This window comes from Pseudomonas sp. TH39(2020), from assembly GCF_016650715.1.
Taxonomy (GTDB): Bacteria; Pseudomonadota; Gammaproteobacteria; order Pseudomonadales; family Pseudomonadaceae; genus Aquipseudomonas; species Aquipseudomonas mandelii_C.
Genome location: NZ_JAEKFF010000008.1, coordinates 751,004 through 767,949 on the forward strand (window position 1 = coordinate 751,004; position 16,946 = coordinate 767,949).

Annotated in this window: 14 protein-coding genes; all 14 read left to right on the forward strand. The window is 59.6% G+C overall.

The features are described 5' to 3' along the window. Positions 1-167: 167 nt before the first annotated feature. The 14 genes from JFU47_RS31770 (at position 168) to nuoM (ending at position 16,939) form a co-directional block, all read left to right on the forward strand. Complete coding sequence (locus JFU47_RS31770) at positions 168-929, forward strand: secretin N-terminal domain-containing protein (protein WP_140680039.1); 762 nt, start codon at positions 168-170, stop codon at positions 927-929. Between the two features lie 512 nt (positions 930-1,441). Next, a complete protein-coding gene (gene aceA / locus JFU47_RS31775) occupies positions 1,442-2,767 on the forward strand; it encodes an isocitrate lyase (RefSeq protein WP_008032724.1) in 1,326 nt (441 codons plus the stop codon). Positions 2,768-3,471: 704 nt separating this feature from the next. Then, complete coding sequence (locus JFU47_RS31780; protein ID WP_003223812.1) at positions 3,472-3,885, forward strand: NADH-quinone oxidoreductase subunit A; 414 nt, start codon at positions 3,472-3,474, stop codon at positions 3,883-3,885. A gap of 10 nt (positions 3,886-3,895) precedes the next feature. Beyond that, the gene (locus tag JFU47_RS31785) at positions 3,896-4,570 is read left to right on the forward strand and encodes a NuoB/complex I 20 kDa subunit family protein (RefSeq protein WP_008146035.1); all 675 of its coding nucleotides are present in this window, start codon (positions 3,896-3,898) and stop codon (positions 4,568-4,570) included. A 72-nt stretch (positions 4,571-4,642) separates the two neighbouring features. After that, positions 4,643-6,427 carry an NADH-quinone oxidoreductase subunit C/D gene (nuoC, locus tag JFU47_RS31790; protein WP_008146037.1) on the forward strand — a complete coding sequence of 595 codons (1,785 nt, stop codon included), beginning with the start codon at positions 4,643-4,645 and terminating at the stop codon, positions 6,425-6,427. Positions 6,428-6,429: 2 nt separating this feature from the next. Next, positions 6,430-6,927 carry an NADH-quinone oxidoreductase subunit NuoE gene (gene nuoE, locus JFU47_RS31795; protein ID WP_008146039.1) on the forward strand — a complete coding sequence of 166 codons (498 nt, stop codon included), beginning with the start codon at positions 6,430-6,432 and terminating at the stop codon, positions 6,925-6,927. Then, positions 6,924-8,279 carry an NADH-quinone oxidoreductase subunit NuoF gene (nuoF, locus tag JFU47_RS31800; protein WP_201188314.1) on the forward strand — a complete coding sequence of 452 codons (1,356 nt, stop codon included), beginning with the start codon at positions 6,924-6,926 and terminating at the stop codon, positions 8,277-8,279. The genes nuoE and nuoF overlap by 4 nt, the downstream gene beginning before the upstream one ends. A 137-nt stretch (positions 8,280-8,416) precedes the next feature. Further along, positions 8,417-11,131 (forward strand): NADH-quinone oxidoreductase subunit NuoG, encoded by a 2,715-nt coding sequence (gene nuoG / locus JFU47_RS31805; protein WP_140680041.1) that lies wholly within the window; start codon positions 8,417-8,419, stop codon positions 11,129-11,131. Next, positions 11,128-12,135: an NADH-quinone oxidoreductase subunit NuoH gene (gene nuoH / locus JFU47_RS31810; protein WP_008146046.1), complete on the forward strand. Its 1,008-nt coding sequence runs from the start codon at positions 11,128-11,130 to the stop codon at positions 12,133-12,135. The genes nuoG and nuoH overlap by 4 nt, the downstream gene beginning before the upstream one ends. Before the next feature lie 12 nt (positions 12,136-12,147). Then, positions 12,148-12,693 (forward strand): NADH-quinone oxidoreductase subunit NuoI, encoded by a 546-nt coding sequence (nuoI, locus tag JFU47_RS31815; protein ID WP_019648466.1) that lies wholly within the window; start codon positions 12,148-12,150, stop codon positions 12,691-12,693. A 9-nt stretch (positions 12,694-12,702) separates the two neighbouring features. Then, the gene (gene nuoJ / locus JFU47_RS31820) at positions 12,703-13,206 is read left to right on the forward strand and encodes an NADH-quinone oxidoreductase subunit J (protein ID WP_008146049.1); all 504 of its coding nucleotides are present in this window, start codon (positions 12,703-12,705) and stop codon (positions 13,204-13,206) included. Between the two features lie 2 nt (positions 13,207-13,208). Beyond that, a complete protein-coding gene (nuoK, locus tag JFU47_RS31825) occupies positions 13,209-13,517 on the forward strand; it encodes an NADH-quinone oxidoreductase subunit NuoK (protein ID WP_007946416.1) in 309 nt (102 codons plus the stop codon). Continuing rightward, on the forward strand, positions 13,514-15,367 hold the full coding sequence (gene nuoL / locus JFU47_RS31830) for an NADH-quinone oxidoreductase subunit L (RefSeq protein WP_201188316.1): 1,854 nt from the start codon (positions 13,514-13,516) through the stop codon (positions 15,365-15,367). Before nuoK ends, nuoL begins: the two co-directional genes overlap by 4 nt. A gap of 39 nt (positions 15,368-15,406) precedes the next feature. Continuing rightward, the gene (nuoM, locus tag JFU47_RS31835) at positions 15,407-16,939 is read left to right on the forward strand and encodes an NADH-quinone oxidoreductase subunit M (RefSeq protein ID WP_201188318.1); all 1,533 of its coding nucleotides are present in this window, start codon (positions 15,407-15,409) and stop codon (positions 16,937-16,939) included. Positions 16,940-16,946 lie beyond the last annotated feature (7 nt).

Here is a 16,946-nt window from a genome sequence, read left to right on the forward strand (position 1 = left end):
CCACAAGGATTACGCTGAACCTGCTCGCGAAGAGGCCCCGAAGAACACCACAAAACGCCCCGCCATCCTCGGATGCCGGGGCGTTTTGCTGTCTACGATTCAACTTGCCCCACGCCGGGCCGACAAACTGGCAATATCAACACTTCAAGATGTCGGAGATAACGGATATGTCCCTACGCACCCTGCTCACCACGCTGCTGTTGACCTGCAGTTTTTCGGTCATGGCCGCCACCGAGATCGTGCCCTTGAACTACCACACCAGTGCCGACATGCTGCCGATGGCCCAGGATTTTATCGGCAAGGACGGCCAGGTCAGCGCCTACGGCAACCAGCTAATTGTCAATGCCGATCAGCGCAAGATCGACGAACTTAAAGCCCTTATCGTCCAACTCGACACCCAACCCAAGCGCCTGCTGATTACTGTCGACACCAACGAAAACAACTTCCAGGGCGATCAGGGTTACTCGGTAAATGGCGCCAAACCGAGCCAGACTCGCATCATCAATCGCAGCACCGACAGCCGTGACGGCGGGATTCAGCAGATCCAGGCCAGCGAAGGCGCACCGGCACTGATCCAGGTCGGCCAGAGCGTTCCGCTCACCAGCACTCAGACCGATTCCTACGGCGATCTGCGCAGCCAGACCGAATACCGCAACGTCACCCAGGGTTTCTACGTCACCGCCAGCGTCACCGGCGACATCGTTCACCTGGCGATCAGCACCAATCGTGACCGCATGAGCCAGGAACGTCCCGATGTAGTGAATGTGCAAAGTACCGACACAACTGTCACGGGACGACTGGGTGAATGGATCACCCTGGCCGGCGTGAACCGCCAGACTCAGGCCGACAAACAGGGCCAGACCCGCAGCTACTCGACTCAGGGCCGAGATGACATGACCCTGCGGGTGAAAGTCGATACTTTGGACTAAACCACCGAAAACTGACTGATTAGTCGTATTAGACCAAAGATGTAGTGCCATAAAAAAAGCACTACAAAACGTTTGACGATACAAAAAAGCAAAGGCATGATGGCCTCGCTCCCGCTAATCAGGGGCCCTGGCAAGGGCCTTCGAGGCGACGCTCGCAACTACCCCGCGAGCCGCTTCGTGTCTGTACCGCCCACAAGGTGTGTTTGACGAGGTTGCCGACTGGAACGAAGTTGTCCCGAGGGACGGAAGCGTAATTAGGTAACCCGGCTCCACACTGAAGTTCGCACCAAGGCCCACGACGCCCGAATGCGCTCGCCAGTTCGCCCTTACCTGCTCACTTCCCCTCGAGCCCATCGTTCATCCCGTCGCCATCCCCGCCGAATCCGACTTGACCACCTAAGCTTCTGGTCAGCGAGCAGCCTTTTACGCCCCCCTTTGAAAGGCGTACCTGGCACGCAGGAATTGTCCACCCAGAACCACTTTCGATTAAAGACGCGACGAGGTTTATCCCCATGGCACTGACACGCGAACAGCAAATTGCAGCCCTCGAAAAAGATTGGGCTGAAAACCCACGCTGGAAAGGCGTGACACGCGCTTACTCCGCTGCTGACGTCGTCCGCCTGCGTGGCTCGGTTCAACCTGAGCACACCTTTGCAAAATTGGGCGCCGAGAAGCTTTGGAACCTGGTGACCCAGGGCGCCAAGCCGTCCTTCCGTCCTGAGAAAGATTTCGTCAACTGCATGGGCGCCCTGACCGGCGGCCAGGCTGTACAACAAGTTAAAGCCGGTATCCAGGCGATCTACCTGTCGGGCTGGCAAGTCGCTGCGGACAACAACTCCGCCGAATCGATGTACCCGGACCAGTCGCTGTACCCGGTGGATTCGGTTCCAACCGTGGTCAAGCGCATCAACAACTCGTTCCGTCGTGCTGACCAGATCCAGTGGAAAGCCGGTAAAGGCCCGGGCGACGAAGGCTACATCGACTACTTCGCTCCAATCGTAGCGGACGCTGAAGCCGGTTTCGGCGGCGTACTGAACGCTTACGAGCTGATGAAGAGCATGATCGAAGCAGGCGCCGCCGGCGTTCACTTCGAAGACCAACTGGCTTCCGTGAAAAAATGCGGCCACATGGGCGGCAAGGTACTGGTTCCTACCCAGGAAGCTGTACAGAAGCTGACCGCTGCTCGTCTGGCGGCTGACGTTGCCGGTACTCCAACCATCATCCTGGCTCGTACCGACGCTAACGCGGCTGACCTGCTGACCTCCGACTGCGACCCGTACGACCAGCCGTTCGTGACTGGCGAACGTACCCAGGAAGGTTTCTACAAAGTGCGCGCCGGTCTCGACCAGGCCATCGCTCGCGGCCTGGCTTACGCTCCGTACGCCGACCTGATCTGGTGCGAAACCGCCAAGCCGGATCTGGACGAGGCTCGTCGCTTCGCCGAAGCGATCAAAAAGGAATACCCGGACCAACTGCTGTCGTACAACTGCTCGCCTTCCTTCAACTGGAAGAAAAACCTGGACGACGCGACCATCGCCAAGTTCCAGCGCGAACTGTCTGCCATGGGTTACAAGCACCAGTTCATCACCCTGGCCGGCATTCACAACATGTGGCACAGCATGTTCAACCTGGCGCACGACTACGCCCGCAACGACATGACTGCCTACGTGAAGCTGCAAGAGCAAGAGTTCGCTGACGCCGCCAAGGGTTACACCTTCGTGGCTCACCAGCAGGAAGTGGGCACCGGCTACTTCGATGACATGACCACTGTGATTCAAGGTGGCTCGTCTTCGGTAACCGCGCTGACCGGTTCGACTGAAGAAGAACAGTTCCACTGATCCGATTCGCCTGAGCAAACGGCCGTTGCGGACCGAATAGAAAGCTAACCGCAACGCCGCACATCTGATGCCCCGACTGGTTCGGGGCGTTTTTTTGCCCGCGATTCCTTGAGCGCCACACACCCTGTAGCAGCTGCCGAAGGCTGCGTTCGAGGACGAAGTCCTCGCTAATCCCGCGAACACAATCCACCTGAAAGACATCACCGCATGATTCACGACTGCTGCGTCCGAACGCGGCCCGAACCGAACGCAGCCTCCGGCAGCTGCTACAGGGATCGCGCGCATGCCAGGTTTTGCGCGGAAAATCATTGATCCAGAGCAGTTTCTTGATCAGGAAAAAAGGGTAAAACGACCCCGCTCGCTACTTGTTGTTACGCACATATAAGACAACTTCCCGACTCTCACGCCGCTAAACAGTTTAAAAACCACCACAAACAATATTGATTATCATTTAGCCACAACTATGTTCGTTACATTCTCTACAAAACATAATTGATGAAATACCGGCTAATGCCCGAACCGCATGGGCTGCGGGGCTTTGGAGGTGCGCTATGTCCTTATTCCTGTAAATAATTTCGCTATAGGAATTTTACTTGCACGGTGTTGTGCCATAAAATCAGCGGGATTGATTGCTGCGACATATCGTCACTGCTTTGTTTCTTTTCAAGCTCAGAGACCTTTGCTCTCTGTTAAGGATTACCAGCATGCCCGAAGCGACAGGACTCATGGCCCACAACTGGGGCTTTGCCATTTTCCTTCTGGGCGTCGTCGGCCTTTGTGCCTTCATGCTCGGCGTCTCCAGCCTCCTCGGGTCAAAAGCCTGGGGCCGCAGCAAAAACGAACCGTTCGAGTCCGGCATGCTACCTACAGGTGGCGCCCGCTTACGGCTCTCAGCCAAATTCTATCTGGTCGCGATGCTCTTCGTGATCTTCGATATCGAAGCCCTCTTTCTCTTTGCCTGGTCTGTGTCCGTCCGCGAAAGCGGCTGGACCGGATTCGTCGAAGCTCTCGTTTTCATAGCAATTCTGTTGGCAGGTCTTGTCTACCTGTTCCGAGTGGGCGCCCTTGACTGGGCTCCGGAAGCTCGTCGCAAGCGGCAGGCGAAGCTGAAACAATGAGGCTTTGGCAATGCAATACAATCTCACCAGGATCGACCCCGATGCTCCTAACGAGCAGTATCCGATTGGCGAGCGGGAAACCGTTTCCGATCCGTTAGAAGATCAAGTCCACAAAAACATCTTCATGGGCAAGCTCGAAGACGTGCTTAACGGCACGATCAACTGGGGGCGCAAGAACTCCCTGTGGCCGTATAACTTCGGTCTTTCGTGCTGCTACGTGGAAATGACCACCGCCTTCACGGCGCCCCACGACATCGCGCGCTTTGGCGCCGAGGTTATCCGGGCATCGCCGCGCCAGGCGGATTTCATGGTTATCGCTGGTACCTGCTTCATCAAGATGGCGCCGATCATTCAGCGTCTATATGAGCAAATGCTCGAACCTAAATGGGTTATCTCCATGGGTTCGTGCGCCAACTCCGGTGGCATGTACGACATCTACTCCGTCGTTCAAGGGGTGGACAAGTTCCTGCCCGTGGACGTCTACGTGCCTGGCTGCCCGCCCCGTCCTGAAGCTTTTCTGCAAGGCTTGATGCTCTTGCAGGAGTCGATTGGACAGGAGCGTCGTCCGCTTTCCTGGGTCGTCGGCGATCAAGGCGTGTACCGCGCCGAGATGCCTTCGCAAAAGGAACAGCGCCGCGAACAGCGAATCGCAGTCACCAACCTGCGCAGCCCCGACGAAGTCTGATCCAGACCTGCTTCTTTTATAGAACGAGAAACTGGCTTCATTCTTTACGTTGACCGAAAGCGATAAATAACCATGACTACAGGCAGTGCTCTGTACATCCCGCCTTATAAGGCAGACGACCAGGATGTGGTCGTCGAACTGAACAACCGTTTTGGCCCCGAGGCGTTCACCGCCCAGCCTACCCGCACCGGCATGCCGGTGCTTTGGGTTGCCCGTGCCAAACTCGTCGAAGTCCTGACCTTCCTGCGTAACCTGCCCAAGCCGTACGTCATGCTCTATGACCTGCACGGCGTGGACGAGCGTCTGCGCACCAAGCGTCAAGGGCTGCCAAGCGGCGCCGACTTCACCGTGTTCTATCACTTGATGTCGATCGAACGTAATAGTGACGTAATGATCAAGGTCGCCTTGTCCGAGAGCGACCTCAGCGTGCCGACCGTGACCGGCATCTGGCCGAACGCCAACTGGTACGAGCGTGAAGTGTGGGACATGTACGGCATCAACTTTGCCGGTCACCCGCACCTGACCCGCATCATGATGCCGCCGACCTGGGAAGGTCACCCGCTGCGCAAGGACTTCCCGGCCCGTGCCACCGAGTTCGATCCGTTCAGCCTGACCCTGGCCAAGCAACAGCTTGAGGAAGAGGCCGCGCGCTTCAAGCCTGAAGACTGGGGCATGAAGCGTTCCGGGGCGAACGAGGACTACATGTTCCTCAACCTCGGTCCTAACCACCCTTCCGCGCACGGTGCGTTCCGCATCATTCTGCAGCTGGACGGTGAAGAGATCGTCGACTGCGTACCGGACGTCGGTTACCACCACCGTGGTGCCGAGAAGATGGCCGAGCGTCAGTCCTGGCACAGTTTCATTCCGTACACCGACCGTATCGACTACCTCGGCGGCGTGATGAACAACCTGCCGTACGTGCTCTCGGTCGAGAAGCTGGCCGGCATCAAAGTCCCTGAGAAGGTTGACGTCATCCGCATCATGATGGCCGAGTTCTTCCGGATCACCAGCCACCTGCTGTTCCTGGGGACTTACATCCAGGACGTCGGCGCCATGACCCCGGTGTTCTTTACGTTCACCGACCGTCAGAAGGCGTACACGGTGATCGAAGCCATTACCGGCTTCCGTCTGCACCCGGCCTGGTACCGCATCGGTGGCGTCGCTCACGACCTGCCGCGCGGCTGGGAAAAACTGGTGAAAGACTTCATCGAGTGGATGCCAAAGCGTCTGGACGAATACCAGAAAGCCGCACTGGACAACAGCATCCTGCGTGGCCGGACCATCGGCGTCGCCGCCTACAACACCAAAGAAGCCCTGGAATGGGGCGTCACTGGTTCCGGCCTGCGTTCGACCGGTTGCGATTTCGACCTGCGTAAAGCTCGCCCGTACTCCGGTTACGAGAACTTCGAATTCGAAGTGCCGCTGGCGGCCAATGGCGATGCCTACGACCGTTGCATCGTGCGTGTCGAAGAAATGCGCCAGAGCCTGAAGATCATCGAGCAGTGCATGCGCAACATGCCGGAAGGCCCGTACAAGGCGGATCACCCGCTGACCACGCCGCCGCCGAAAGAGCGCACCCTGCAGCACATCGAGACCCTGATCACGCACTTCCTGCAAGTTTCGTGGGGCCCGGTCATGCCGGCCAACGAATCCTTCCAGATGATCGAAGCGACCAAGGGCATCAACAGTTATTACCTGACGAGCGATGGCGGCACCATGAGCTACCGCACCCGGATTCGCACCCCAAGCTTCCCGCATCTGCAGCAGATCCCTTCGGTGATCAAAGGCAGCATGGTCGCGGACTTGATCGCGTACCTGGGTAGTATCGATTTCGTTATGGCCGACGTGGACCGCTAAGCATGAACAGCACGCTTATCCAGACAGACCGTTTCGCCCTGAGCGAAACCGAGCGCTCGGCCATCGAGCACGAGCTGCATCACTACGAAGACCCGCGCGCGGCGTCGATCGAAGCCCTGAAGATCGTCCAGAAGGAACGTGGCTGGGTACCTGATGGCGCGCTCTACGCCATCGGCGAAATTCTCGGCATCCCGGCCAGCGACGTTGAAGGCGTGGCGACGTTCTATAGCCAGATCTTCCGTCAGCCAGTAGGCCGTCACATCATTCGCGTCTGCGACAGCATGGTCTGCTACATCGGCGGCCATGAATCCGTGGTCAGCGAAATCCAGAGCAATCTGGGCATCGGCCTGGGTCAGACCACCGCCGACGGTCGTTTCACCCTGCTGCCGGTCTGCTGCCTCGGCAACTGCGACAAGGCGCCGGCGTTGATGATCGACGACGACACATTCGGTGATGTGCAGCCTGCCGGCGTTGCCAAATTGCTCGAGGGCTACGTATGACCCTGACTTCCTTCGGTCCAGCCAACCGCATCAAGCGGTCGGCCGAGACTCATCCGCTGACCTGGCGCCTGCGTGACGACGGCGAGGCTGTGTGGCTCGACGAGTACCAGGCCAAGAACGGTTACGCTGCCGCGCGCAAGGCCTTCGCCGACATGGCTCAGGACGACATCGTCCAGACCGTGAAAGACTCCGGCCTTAAAGGTCGCGGCGGTGCAGGCTTCCCCACAGGTGTTAAGTGGGGCCTGATGCCCAAAGACGAATCCATCAACATCCGCTACCTGCTGTGCAACGCGGACGAGATGGAGCCGAACACCTGGAAAGACCGCATGCTGATGGAGCAACTGCCCCATCTGCTGATCGAAGGCATGCTGATCAGTGCTCGCGCGCTGAAAACCTACCGTGGCTACATCTTCCTGCGTGGCGAATACACCACCGCCGCCAAGCACCTGAACCGTGCCGTGGAAGAAGCCAAGGCAGCGGGTCTTTTGGGTAAAAACATCCTGGGCAGCGGCTTCGATTTCGAGCTGTTCGTCCACACCGGCGCCGGGCGTTACATCTGCGGTGAAGAAACCGCACTGATCAACTCCCTCGAAGGCCGCCGCGCCAACCCGCGCTCCAAGCCACCCTTCCCTGCCGCCGTTGGCGTGTGGGGCAAGCCGACTTGCGTGAACAACGTTGAAACCCTGTGCAACGTGCCGGCGATCATTGCCGACGGCGTGGACTGGTACAAATCGTTGGCCCGTGAAGGCAGTGAAGACATGGGCACCAAGCTCATGGGCTTCTCCGGCAAGGTCAAGAACCCGGGCCTGTGGGAATTGCCATTCGGTGTCACCGGTCGTGAGCTGTTCGAAGACTACGCCGGCGGCATGCGCGACGGCTTCAAGCTCAAGTGCTGGCAGCCAGGCGGCGCCGGTACCGGTTTCCTGTTGCCGGAACACCTGGACGCACAAATGTACGCCGGCGGCATCGCCAAAGTGGGCACCCGTATGGGTACCGGCCTGGCCATGGCGGTGGATGACAGCGTCAACATGGTGTCCCTGCTGCGCAACATGGAAGAGTTCTTCTCCCGCGAGTCGTGCGGTTTCTGCACCCCTTGCCGTGACGGTTTGCCGTGGAGCGTCAAGCTCCTGCGCGCCATCGAGGACGGTGAAGGGCAAGCCGGCGATATCGAGACCCTGCTGGGTCTGGTCGGCTTCCTCGGCCCGGGCAAGACCTTCTGTGCTCACGCACCGGGCGCCGTGGAGCCGTTGGGCAGCGCAATCAAATACTTCCGCCATGAGTTCGAAGCCGGCATCGCGCCTACCAGCGCCGTCGTCCCGCCTCTGGCAAGGCCGATCGTAGTCGGCGCGTAAACGCTTAAAAAAGCGAAGGGTCCGTGCCCTTCGCTTTGTCGTGTGATGACGCCGTAAACGGCTGTGTTGATTCACGCGAATAACAAGATTCCATTAGCCACGCCCGCTGACACCGGGCCAACGAAGAACTTTGAACCATGGCCACTATCCACGTAGACGGCAAAGAGCTCGAAGTCGATGGGGCAGACAACCTGTTACAGGCATGTCTGTCGCTAGGCCTCGATATCCCTTATTTCTGCTGGCACCCAGCCCTAGGCAGCGTTGGCGCTTGCCGCCAGTGTGCGGTCAAGCAGTACACCGACGAAAACGACAAGCGTGGTCGGATCGTCATGTCCTGCATGACCCCCGCCACCGACGGCAGCTGGATCTCCATCGACGACGAAGAAGCGAAAGTGTTTCGCGCCAGCGTCGTCGAATGGCTGATGACCAACCACCCTCACGACTGTCCGGTCTGTGAAGAAGGCGGTCACTGCCACCTGCAAGACATGACGGTGATGACCGGCCACAACGAGCGCCGTTATCGCTTCACCAAGCGTACCCACCAGAACCAGGATCTCGGCCCGTTCATCGGTCACGAAATGAACCGCTGCATCGCCTGCTACCGCTGCGTGCGCTTCTATAAGGACTACGCCGGCGGCACCGATCTCGGTGTGTTCGGCGCCCACGACAACGTGTACTTCGGTCGCGTTGAAGACGGCACCCTGGAAAGCGAGTTCTCCGGCAACCTCACCGAGGTTTGCCCGACCGGTGTGTTCACCGACAAGACTCACTCCGAGCGCTACAACCGCAAGTGGGACATGCAGTTCTCTCCGAGCATCTGCCATGGCTGCTCCAGCGGTTGCAACATCTCCCCGGGCGAGCGCTACGGTGAACTGCGTCGTATCGAAAACCGTTTCAACGGTTCGGTAAACCAGTACTTCCTGTGCGACCGTGGCCGTTTCGGCTATGGCTACGTCAACCGCGAAGACCGCCCGCGTCAGCCGAAGCTGGCCAACGGCGCCAAGCTGACCCTCGACGAAGCACTGGATAAAGCCGCTGACCTGCTGCGCGGTCGCAACATCGTCGGTATCGGTTCGCCGCGTGCCAGCCTCGAAAGCAACTACGCGTTGCGCGAACTGGTCGGCGCCGAGCACTTCTACTCCGGTATCGAAGCCGCTGAGCTGGAACGCATTCGTCTGGTCATGCAGGTACTCAAAGACAGCCCGCTGCCGATCCCGAACATGCGCGACATCGAAGACCACGACGCGATCTTCGTCCTCGGCGAAGACCTGACCCAGACTGCTGCGCGTATGGCCCTGTCCCTGCGTCAATCGGTCAAGGGCAAAGCCGAAGACATGGCCGACGCCATGCGCGTTCAGCCTTGGCTCGACGCTGCGGTGAAGAACATCGGTCAGCACGAAATGAACCCGCTGTTCATCGCCAGCCTGGCTGAAACCAAGCTCGATGACATCGCTGAAGAATGCGTTCACGCTGCGCCAGACGACCTGGCCCGCATCGGTTTCGCCGTGGCTCACGCCCTCGACGCCAGCGCACCTGCCGTTGAAGGCCTGGACGCGGAAGCTCTTGAGCTGGCCAAGCGTATTGCCGACGCCCTGCTCGCCGCCAAGCGTCCGCTGATCATTGCCGGCACCTCGCTGGGTTCCAAGGCGCTGATCGAAGCCGCGGCAAACATCGCCAAAGCCCTGAAGCTGCGCGAGAAGAACGGTTCCATCAGCCTGATCGTGCCAGAGGCCAACAGCCTCGGCCTGGCCATGCTCGGTGGCGACTCGGTCGATGCCGCGCTGCAAGCCGTGATCGATGGCAAGGCCGACGCCATTGTCGTGCTGGAAAACGATCTGTACACCCGCACCGACAAAGCCAAGGTCGATGCTGCCCTGAACGCCGCGAAAGTGGTGATCGTGGCGGACCATCAGAAAACCGCCACCAGCGATCGCGCGCACCTGGTTCTGCCAGCCGCCAGCTTCGCGGAAGGCGACGGTACGCTGGTCAGCCAGGAAGGTCGCGCCCAGCGCTTCTTCCAGGTCTTCGACCCGACTTATCTGGATGCGAGCATCATGGTTCACGAAGGCTGGCGCTGGCTGCATGCTCTGCGTTCGACCCTGCTGAACCAGCCGATCGACTGGACCCAACTGGACCACGTCACCGCTGCCTGTGCCGCAAGCACTCCGCAACTGGCCGGCATCGTCAGCGCTGCACCGTCCGCCGCATTCCGCATCAAAGGCCTGAAACTGGCTCGCGAACCGCTGCGTTACTCCGGTCGTACCGCCATGCGCGCCGACATCAGCGTGCACGAACCGCGTACTTCCCAGGACAACGACACCGCGTTCTCGTTCTCCATGGAAGGTTACTCGGGCTCGGTCGAACCGCGTCAGCAAGTGCCATTCGCCTGGTCTCCGGGCTGGAACTCGCCGCAAGCCTGGAACAAGTTCCAGGACGAAGTCGGTGGTCACATCCGTGCTGGCGACCCGGGCACCCGCCTGATCGAAAGCACCGGTGATTCGCTGAACTGGTTCGCTGCTGTTCCACGTGCGTTCAACCCGGCTCCGGGCACCTGGCAGGTTGTGCCGTTCTTCCACCTGTTCGGCAGCGAAGAGAACTCTTCCAAAGCCGCACCGGTTCAGGAGCGCATCCCGGCCGCTTACGTGTCGCTGGCCAAATCCGAAGCCGACCGTCTGGGGGTCAATGACGGTGCCCTGCTGAGCTTGAGCGTGGCCGGCCAGACCCTGCGTCTGCCGCTGCGCATCAACGAAGAGCTGGGTGCCGGTCTGGTCGCATTGCCGGCCGGTATCGCCGGCATTCCGCCAGCGATCTTTGGCAAATCAGTTGACGGTCTGCAGGAGGCAGCTCAATGACCTGGTTCACGCCTGAAGTGATTGACGTGATCATCGCGGTCCTCAAGGCCATCGTGATTCTGCTCGCCGTTGTGGTGTGCGGCGCGCTGCTGAGCTGGGTCGAGCGTCGTCTGCTCGCCCTCTGGCAGGACCGTTACGGTCCGAACCGCGTCGGTCCGTTCGGCGCGTTCCAGATTGCGGCCGACATGATCAAGATGTTCTTCAAGGAAGACTGGACCCCGCCGTTCGCCGACAAGGTGATCTTCACCTTGGCGCCGGTCGTGGCCATGAGCGCCTTGCTGATTGCCTTCGCGATCATCCCGATCACCCCGACCTGGGGTGTGGCGGACATCAACATCGGCATCCTGTTCTTCTTCGCCATGGCCGGTCTGTCGGTCTACGCGGTGCTGTTCGCCGGCTGGTCGAGTAACAACAAGTTCGCCCTGTTGGGCAGCTTGCGGGCCTCGGCACAAACCGTGTCGTACGAAGTGTTCATGGGCCTGTCGCTGATGGGCATCGTGATCCAGGTTGGCTCGTTCAACATGCGCGACATCGTTGAATACCAGGCGCAGAACCTGTGGTTCGTCATTCCGCAGATCTTCGGTTTCCTGACCTTCTTCATTGCTGGCGTCGCCGTGACTCACCGTCACCCGTTCGACCAGCCGGAAGCGGAGCAGGAACTGGCCGACGGTTACCACATTGAATACGCCGGCATGAAATGGGGCATGTTCTTCGTCGGCGAGTACATCGGCATCGTGTTGATTTCGGCGCTGCTTGTGACCTTGTTCTTCGGAGGCTGGCACGGTCCGTTCGGGATTCTGCCGCAGATCCCGTTCATCTGGTTCGCACTGAAAACCGCGTTCTTCATCATGTTCTTCATCCTGCTGCGCGCTTCGATTCCGCGCCCACGGTATGACCAAGTGATGGATTTCAGCTGGAAGTTCTGCCTGCCGCTGACCCTCGTCAACATGCTGGTGACCGCTGCGATCGTGTTGCTCAACACGCCCGCCGTCGCGGCTCAGTGAGGATAGAGAATCATGAAGTACATATTTGACATCGTGCATGGCTTCTTCACCCAGCTTCGCAGCCTGGTGATGATCTTCGGCCACGCCTTCCGCAAGCGCGACACGCTGCAATACCCGGAAGAGGCGGTGTACCTGCCGCCGCGCTTCCGTGGCCGTATCGTGCTGACCCGCGACCCCGACGGCGAAGAGCGTTGTGTAGCCTGCAACCTGTGCGCCGTGGCGTGCCCGGTCGGTTGCATCTCGCTGCAGAAAGCTGAAACCGATGACGGTCGCTGGTACCCGGAGTTTTTCCGTATCAACTTCTCGCGCTGCATTTTCTGCGGCCTCTGCGAGGAAGCCTGCCCGACCACCGCAATCCAGCTGACACCGGATTTCGAGATGGCCGAGTTCAAACGTCAGGACCTGGTGTACGAGAAAGAAGATCTGCTGATCTCCGGCCCCGGCAAAAACCCTGATTACAACTTCTATCGTGTTGCAGGTATGGCGATTGCCGGTAAGCCCAAAGGCGCCGCGCAGAATGAAGCCGAACCGATCAACGTGAAGAGCTTGCTGCCTTAAGGAAGAAAGATGGAATTCGCTTTCTATTTCGCATCGGGTATCGCGGTTGTGTCCACGCTTCGCGTGATCACCAACACCAACCCTGTGCACGCCCTGCTCTACCTGATCATTTCGCTGATTGCCGTGGCGATGACGTTCTTCGCCCTCGGCGCACCGTTCGCCGGTGTGCTGGAAGTGATCGCCTACGCTGGCGCCATCATGGTGCTGTTCGTGTTCGTGGTGATGATGCTGAACCTGGGCCCGGCCTCGGTTCAGCAAGAGCGCGTCTGGCTCAAGCCCGGCATCTGGCTCGGCCCGGTCGCGCTCGGCACCCTGCTGCTGGTTGAACTGCTGTACGTACTGTTCAGCCATGACAGCGGTCAGGCCATCGGCCACACCACCGTAGACGCCAAGGCCGTGGGCATCAGCCTGTTCGGTCCTTACCTGCTGGTGGTCGAACTCGCCTCGATGTTGCTGCTCGCCGCAGCTGTCACGGCGTTCCACTTGGGCCGCAACGAAGCCAAGGAGCAATGACGATGCCTGCTATCCCTATGGAGCATGGTCTGGCGGTCGCCGGCATCCTGTTCTGCCTCGGTCTGGTCGGCCTGATGGTCCGCCGCAACATTCTCTTCGTGCTGATGAGCCTGGAGGTCATGATGAATGCCTCCGCACTGGCCTTCATCGTTGCCGGTAGCCGCTGGGCGCAGCCGGATGGACAGATCATGTTCATCCTGGTGATCAGCCTGGCAGCCGCCGAGGCCAGTATTGGCCTGGCGATTCTGTTGCAGCTGTATCGCCGCTTCCACACTCTCGATATCGACGCTGCCAGCGAGATGCGCGGATGAATCTTCTCTATCTGACTTTCGTATTCCCTCTCATAGGTTTCCTGCTGCTGGCGTTCTCACGCGGCCGTTTTTCGGAAAACCTGTCGGCGCTGATTGGCGTCGGTTCCATTGGCCTGTCGGCCATCGTCACGGCTTATGTGATCTGGCAGTTCAAGGTTGCGCCACCTGAAGGCGGTCACTACACCATGGTGTTGTGGCAGTGGATGGCGGTGGAAGGCTTTACGCCTAACTTCGCGCTGTACCTGGATGGTCTGTCCGTGACCATGCTCGGTGTGGTGGTCGGCGTCGGCTTCCTGATCCACCTGTTCGCGTCCTGGTACATGCGCGGTGAAGCCGGTTACTCGCGCTTCTTCGCCTACACCAACCTGTTTATCGCCAGCATGCTGTTCCTGGTCCTGGGCGATAACCTGTTGTTCCTGTACTTCGGTTGGGAAGGCGTGGGCCTGTGCTCGTACCTGTTGATCGGTTTCTACTACAGCAACCGCAACAACGGTAACGCGGCACTCAAAGCCTTCATCGTCACCCGGATCGGCGACGTGTTCATGGCCATCGGCCTGTTCATCCTGTTCGCGCAACTGGGCACGCTGAACATCCAGGAACTGCTGGTGTTGGCACCGCAGAAATTCCAGGCCGGCGACTTCTGGATGGTCATGGCGACCCTGATGCTGCTGGGCGGCGCTGTCGGTAAATCCGCGCAACTGCCGCTGCAAACCTGGCTGGCGGACGCGATGGCCGGTCCTACTCCGGTTTCGGCACTGATCCACGCCGCAACCATGGTGACCGCCGGTGTCTACCTGATTGCCCGTACTCACGGCCTGTTTACCCTGGCGCCGGATATCCTGCACCTGGTTGGCGTTGTTGGCGGTGTGACCCTGGTACTCGCCGGTTTTGCCGCACTGGTTCAGACCGACATCAAACGTATCCTCGCCTACTCGACCATGAGCCAGATCGGCTACATGTTCCTGGCCCTGGGCGTTGGCGCATGGGATGGCGCGATCTTCCACCTGATGACCCACGCCTTCTTCAAAGCGCTGCTGTTCCTTGCGTCCGGTGCGGTGATCGTTGCCTGCCACCACGAGCAGAACATCTTCAAGATGGGCGGCCTGTGGAAGAAACTGCCACTGGCCTACGCCAGCTTCATCGTCGGCGGCGCGGCGCTGTCTGCCCTGCCACTGGTCACCGCAGGCTTCTACTCCAAGGACGAAATCCTCTGGGAAGCGTTCGCCAGCGGCAACCACGGTCTGCTTTACGCAGGTCTGGTCGGTGCGTTCATGACGTCGCTGTACACCTTCCGCCTGATCTTCATCACGTTCCACGGTGAAGCGAAGACCGAAGCGCACGCCGCTCACGGCATCGCTCACTGGCTGCCACTGTCGGTGCTGATCGTATTGTCTACCGCCATTGGCGCGATGATCGTTCCGCCACTGCACGGCGTGCTGCCAGAAAGCGTCGGCCATGCCGGCGGCGAAGCCAAGCACAGTCTGGAAATCGCCTCGGGTGCCATCGCCCTGGCCGGTATCCTGCTGGCCGCGCTGCTGTTCCTCGGCAAGCGTCGTTTCGTCACTGCAATCGCCAACAGCGGCATTGGCCGCTTCCTTTCGGCCTGGTGGTTCGCTGCCTGGGGCTTCGACTGGATCTACGACAAACTGTTCGTCAAGCCATACCTTGCGATCAGCCACGCACTGCGCAGAGACCCGCTCGACCAGACCATCGGTCTGATCCCGCGTATGGCCAAAGGCGGTCACACCGCCCTGAGCCGTACCGAAACCGGTCAACTGCGTTGGTACGCGGCCTCGATGGCAGCCGGCTCCGTGCTGGTCATCGGCGCCATCGTGCTGGTAGCGGTCTGATATGAACCTTGCGAACTTGCGAAAGGAATTGAGCCCGTCATGATTCTGCCTTGGCTAATCCTGATCCCCTTCATCGGCGGCCTGCTGTGCTGGATGGGTGAGCGCTTCGGCGCTACCCTCCCCCGCTGGATTGCGCTGTTGACCATGACCCTGGAACTCGCGCTCGGCCTCTGGCTGTGGGCCCACGGTAATTATTCATTTGCCCCGGCACCTGGCGCCGATCCGACCTGGGTGCTTGAGTTCAAGCACATCTGGATCGAGCGCTTCGGCATCAGCGTGCACCTGGCCCTCGACGGCCTGTCGCTGCTGATGATCCTGCTGACCGGTCTGCTGGGTATCCTCTCGGTACTTTGCTCGTGGAAAGAGATCCAGCGTCACGTTGGTTTCTTCCACTTGAACCTGATGTGGATCCTGGGCGGTGTCGTCGGCGTGTTCCTCGCCCTCGACCTGTTCATGTTCTTCTTCTTCTGGGAAATGATGCTGGTGCCGATGTACTTCCTCATCGCGCTCTGGGGTCACAGTTCTTCGGACGGCAAGAAAACCCGGATCTACGCGGCGACCAAGTTCTTCATCTTCACTCAGGCTTCCGGCCTGATCATGTTGGTGGCGATCCTGGGTCTGGTACTGGTCAACTTCAACGACACTGGCGTGATTACCTTCAACTACGCCGATCTGTTGAAAACCAAGATGTCGCTGACCACCGAGTACATTTTGATGCTCGGTTTCTTCATCGCCTTCGCGGTGAAGCTGCCAGTGGTGCCATTCCACTCCTGGCTGCCTGATGCTCACGCCCAGGCGCCGACAGCAGGCTCGGTCGACCTGGCCGGTATCTTGTTGAAGACGGCGGCTTACGGTCTGCTGCGTTTCGCCCTGCCGCTGTTCCCGAATGCCTCGGCCGAGTTCGCGCCGATCGCCATGACCCTGGGTCTGATCGGGATCTTCTACGGTGCGTTCCTGGCCTTCGCCCAAACCGACATCAAGCGTCTGATCGCCTACTCCTCCGTTTCCCACATGGGCTTCGTGTTGATCGGCATCTACTCCGGCAGCCAACTGGCACTGCAAGGCGCGGTCATGCAGATGCTGGCACACGGTCTGTCGGCCGCGGCACTCTTTATCCTCAGTGGCCAACTGTATGAACGCACTCACACCCGTGATATGCGTGAGATGGGAGGCTTGTGGTCGAAGATCGCTTACCTGCCGGCCATCAGCCTGTTCTTTGCAGCCGCGTCGCTGGGCTTGCCGGCTACCGGTAACTTTGTGGGTGAGTTCCTGATCCTGATCGGCACGTTCCCGAGCGCTCCATTGATCACTATCCTCGCGACGTCCGGCCTGGTGTTCGGTTCGGTCTACTCGCTGATCATGATCCACCGTGCCTACTTCGGCCCGTCCAAATCGGACGCGGTGCTGCATGGCATGGATGGTCGCGAACTGATCATGGTGGTCGGGCTTGCGGCGCTGCTGATTTTCATCGGCGTGTACCCGCAACCGTTCCTCGATACCTCTGCTGCGACGATGCATGGCGTGCAGCAATGGCTCGGCACCGCCTTCACTCAACTCGCTTCGGCCCGGTAAGAGCGCT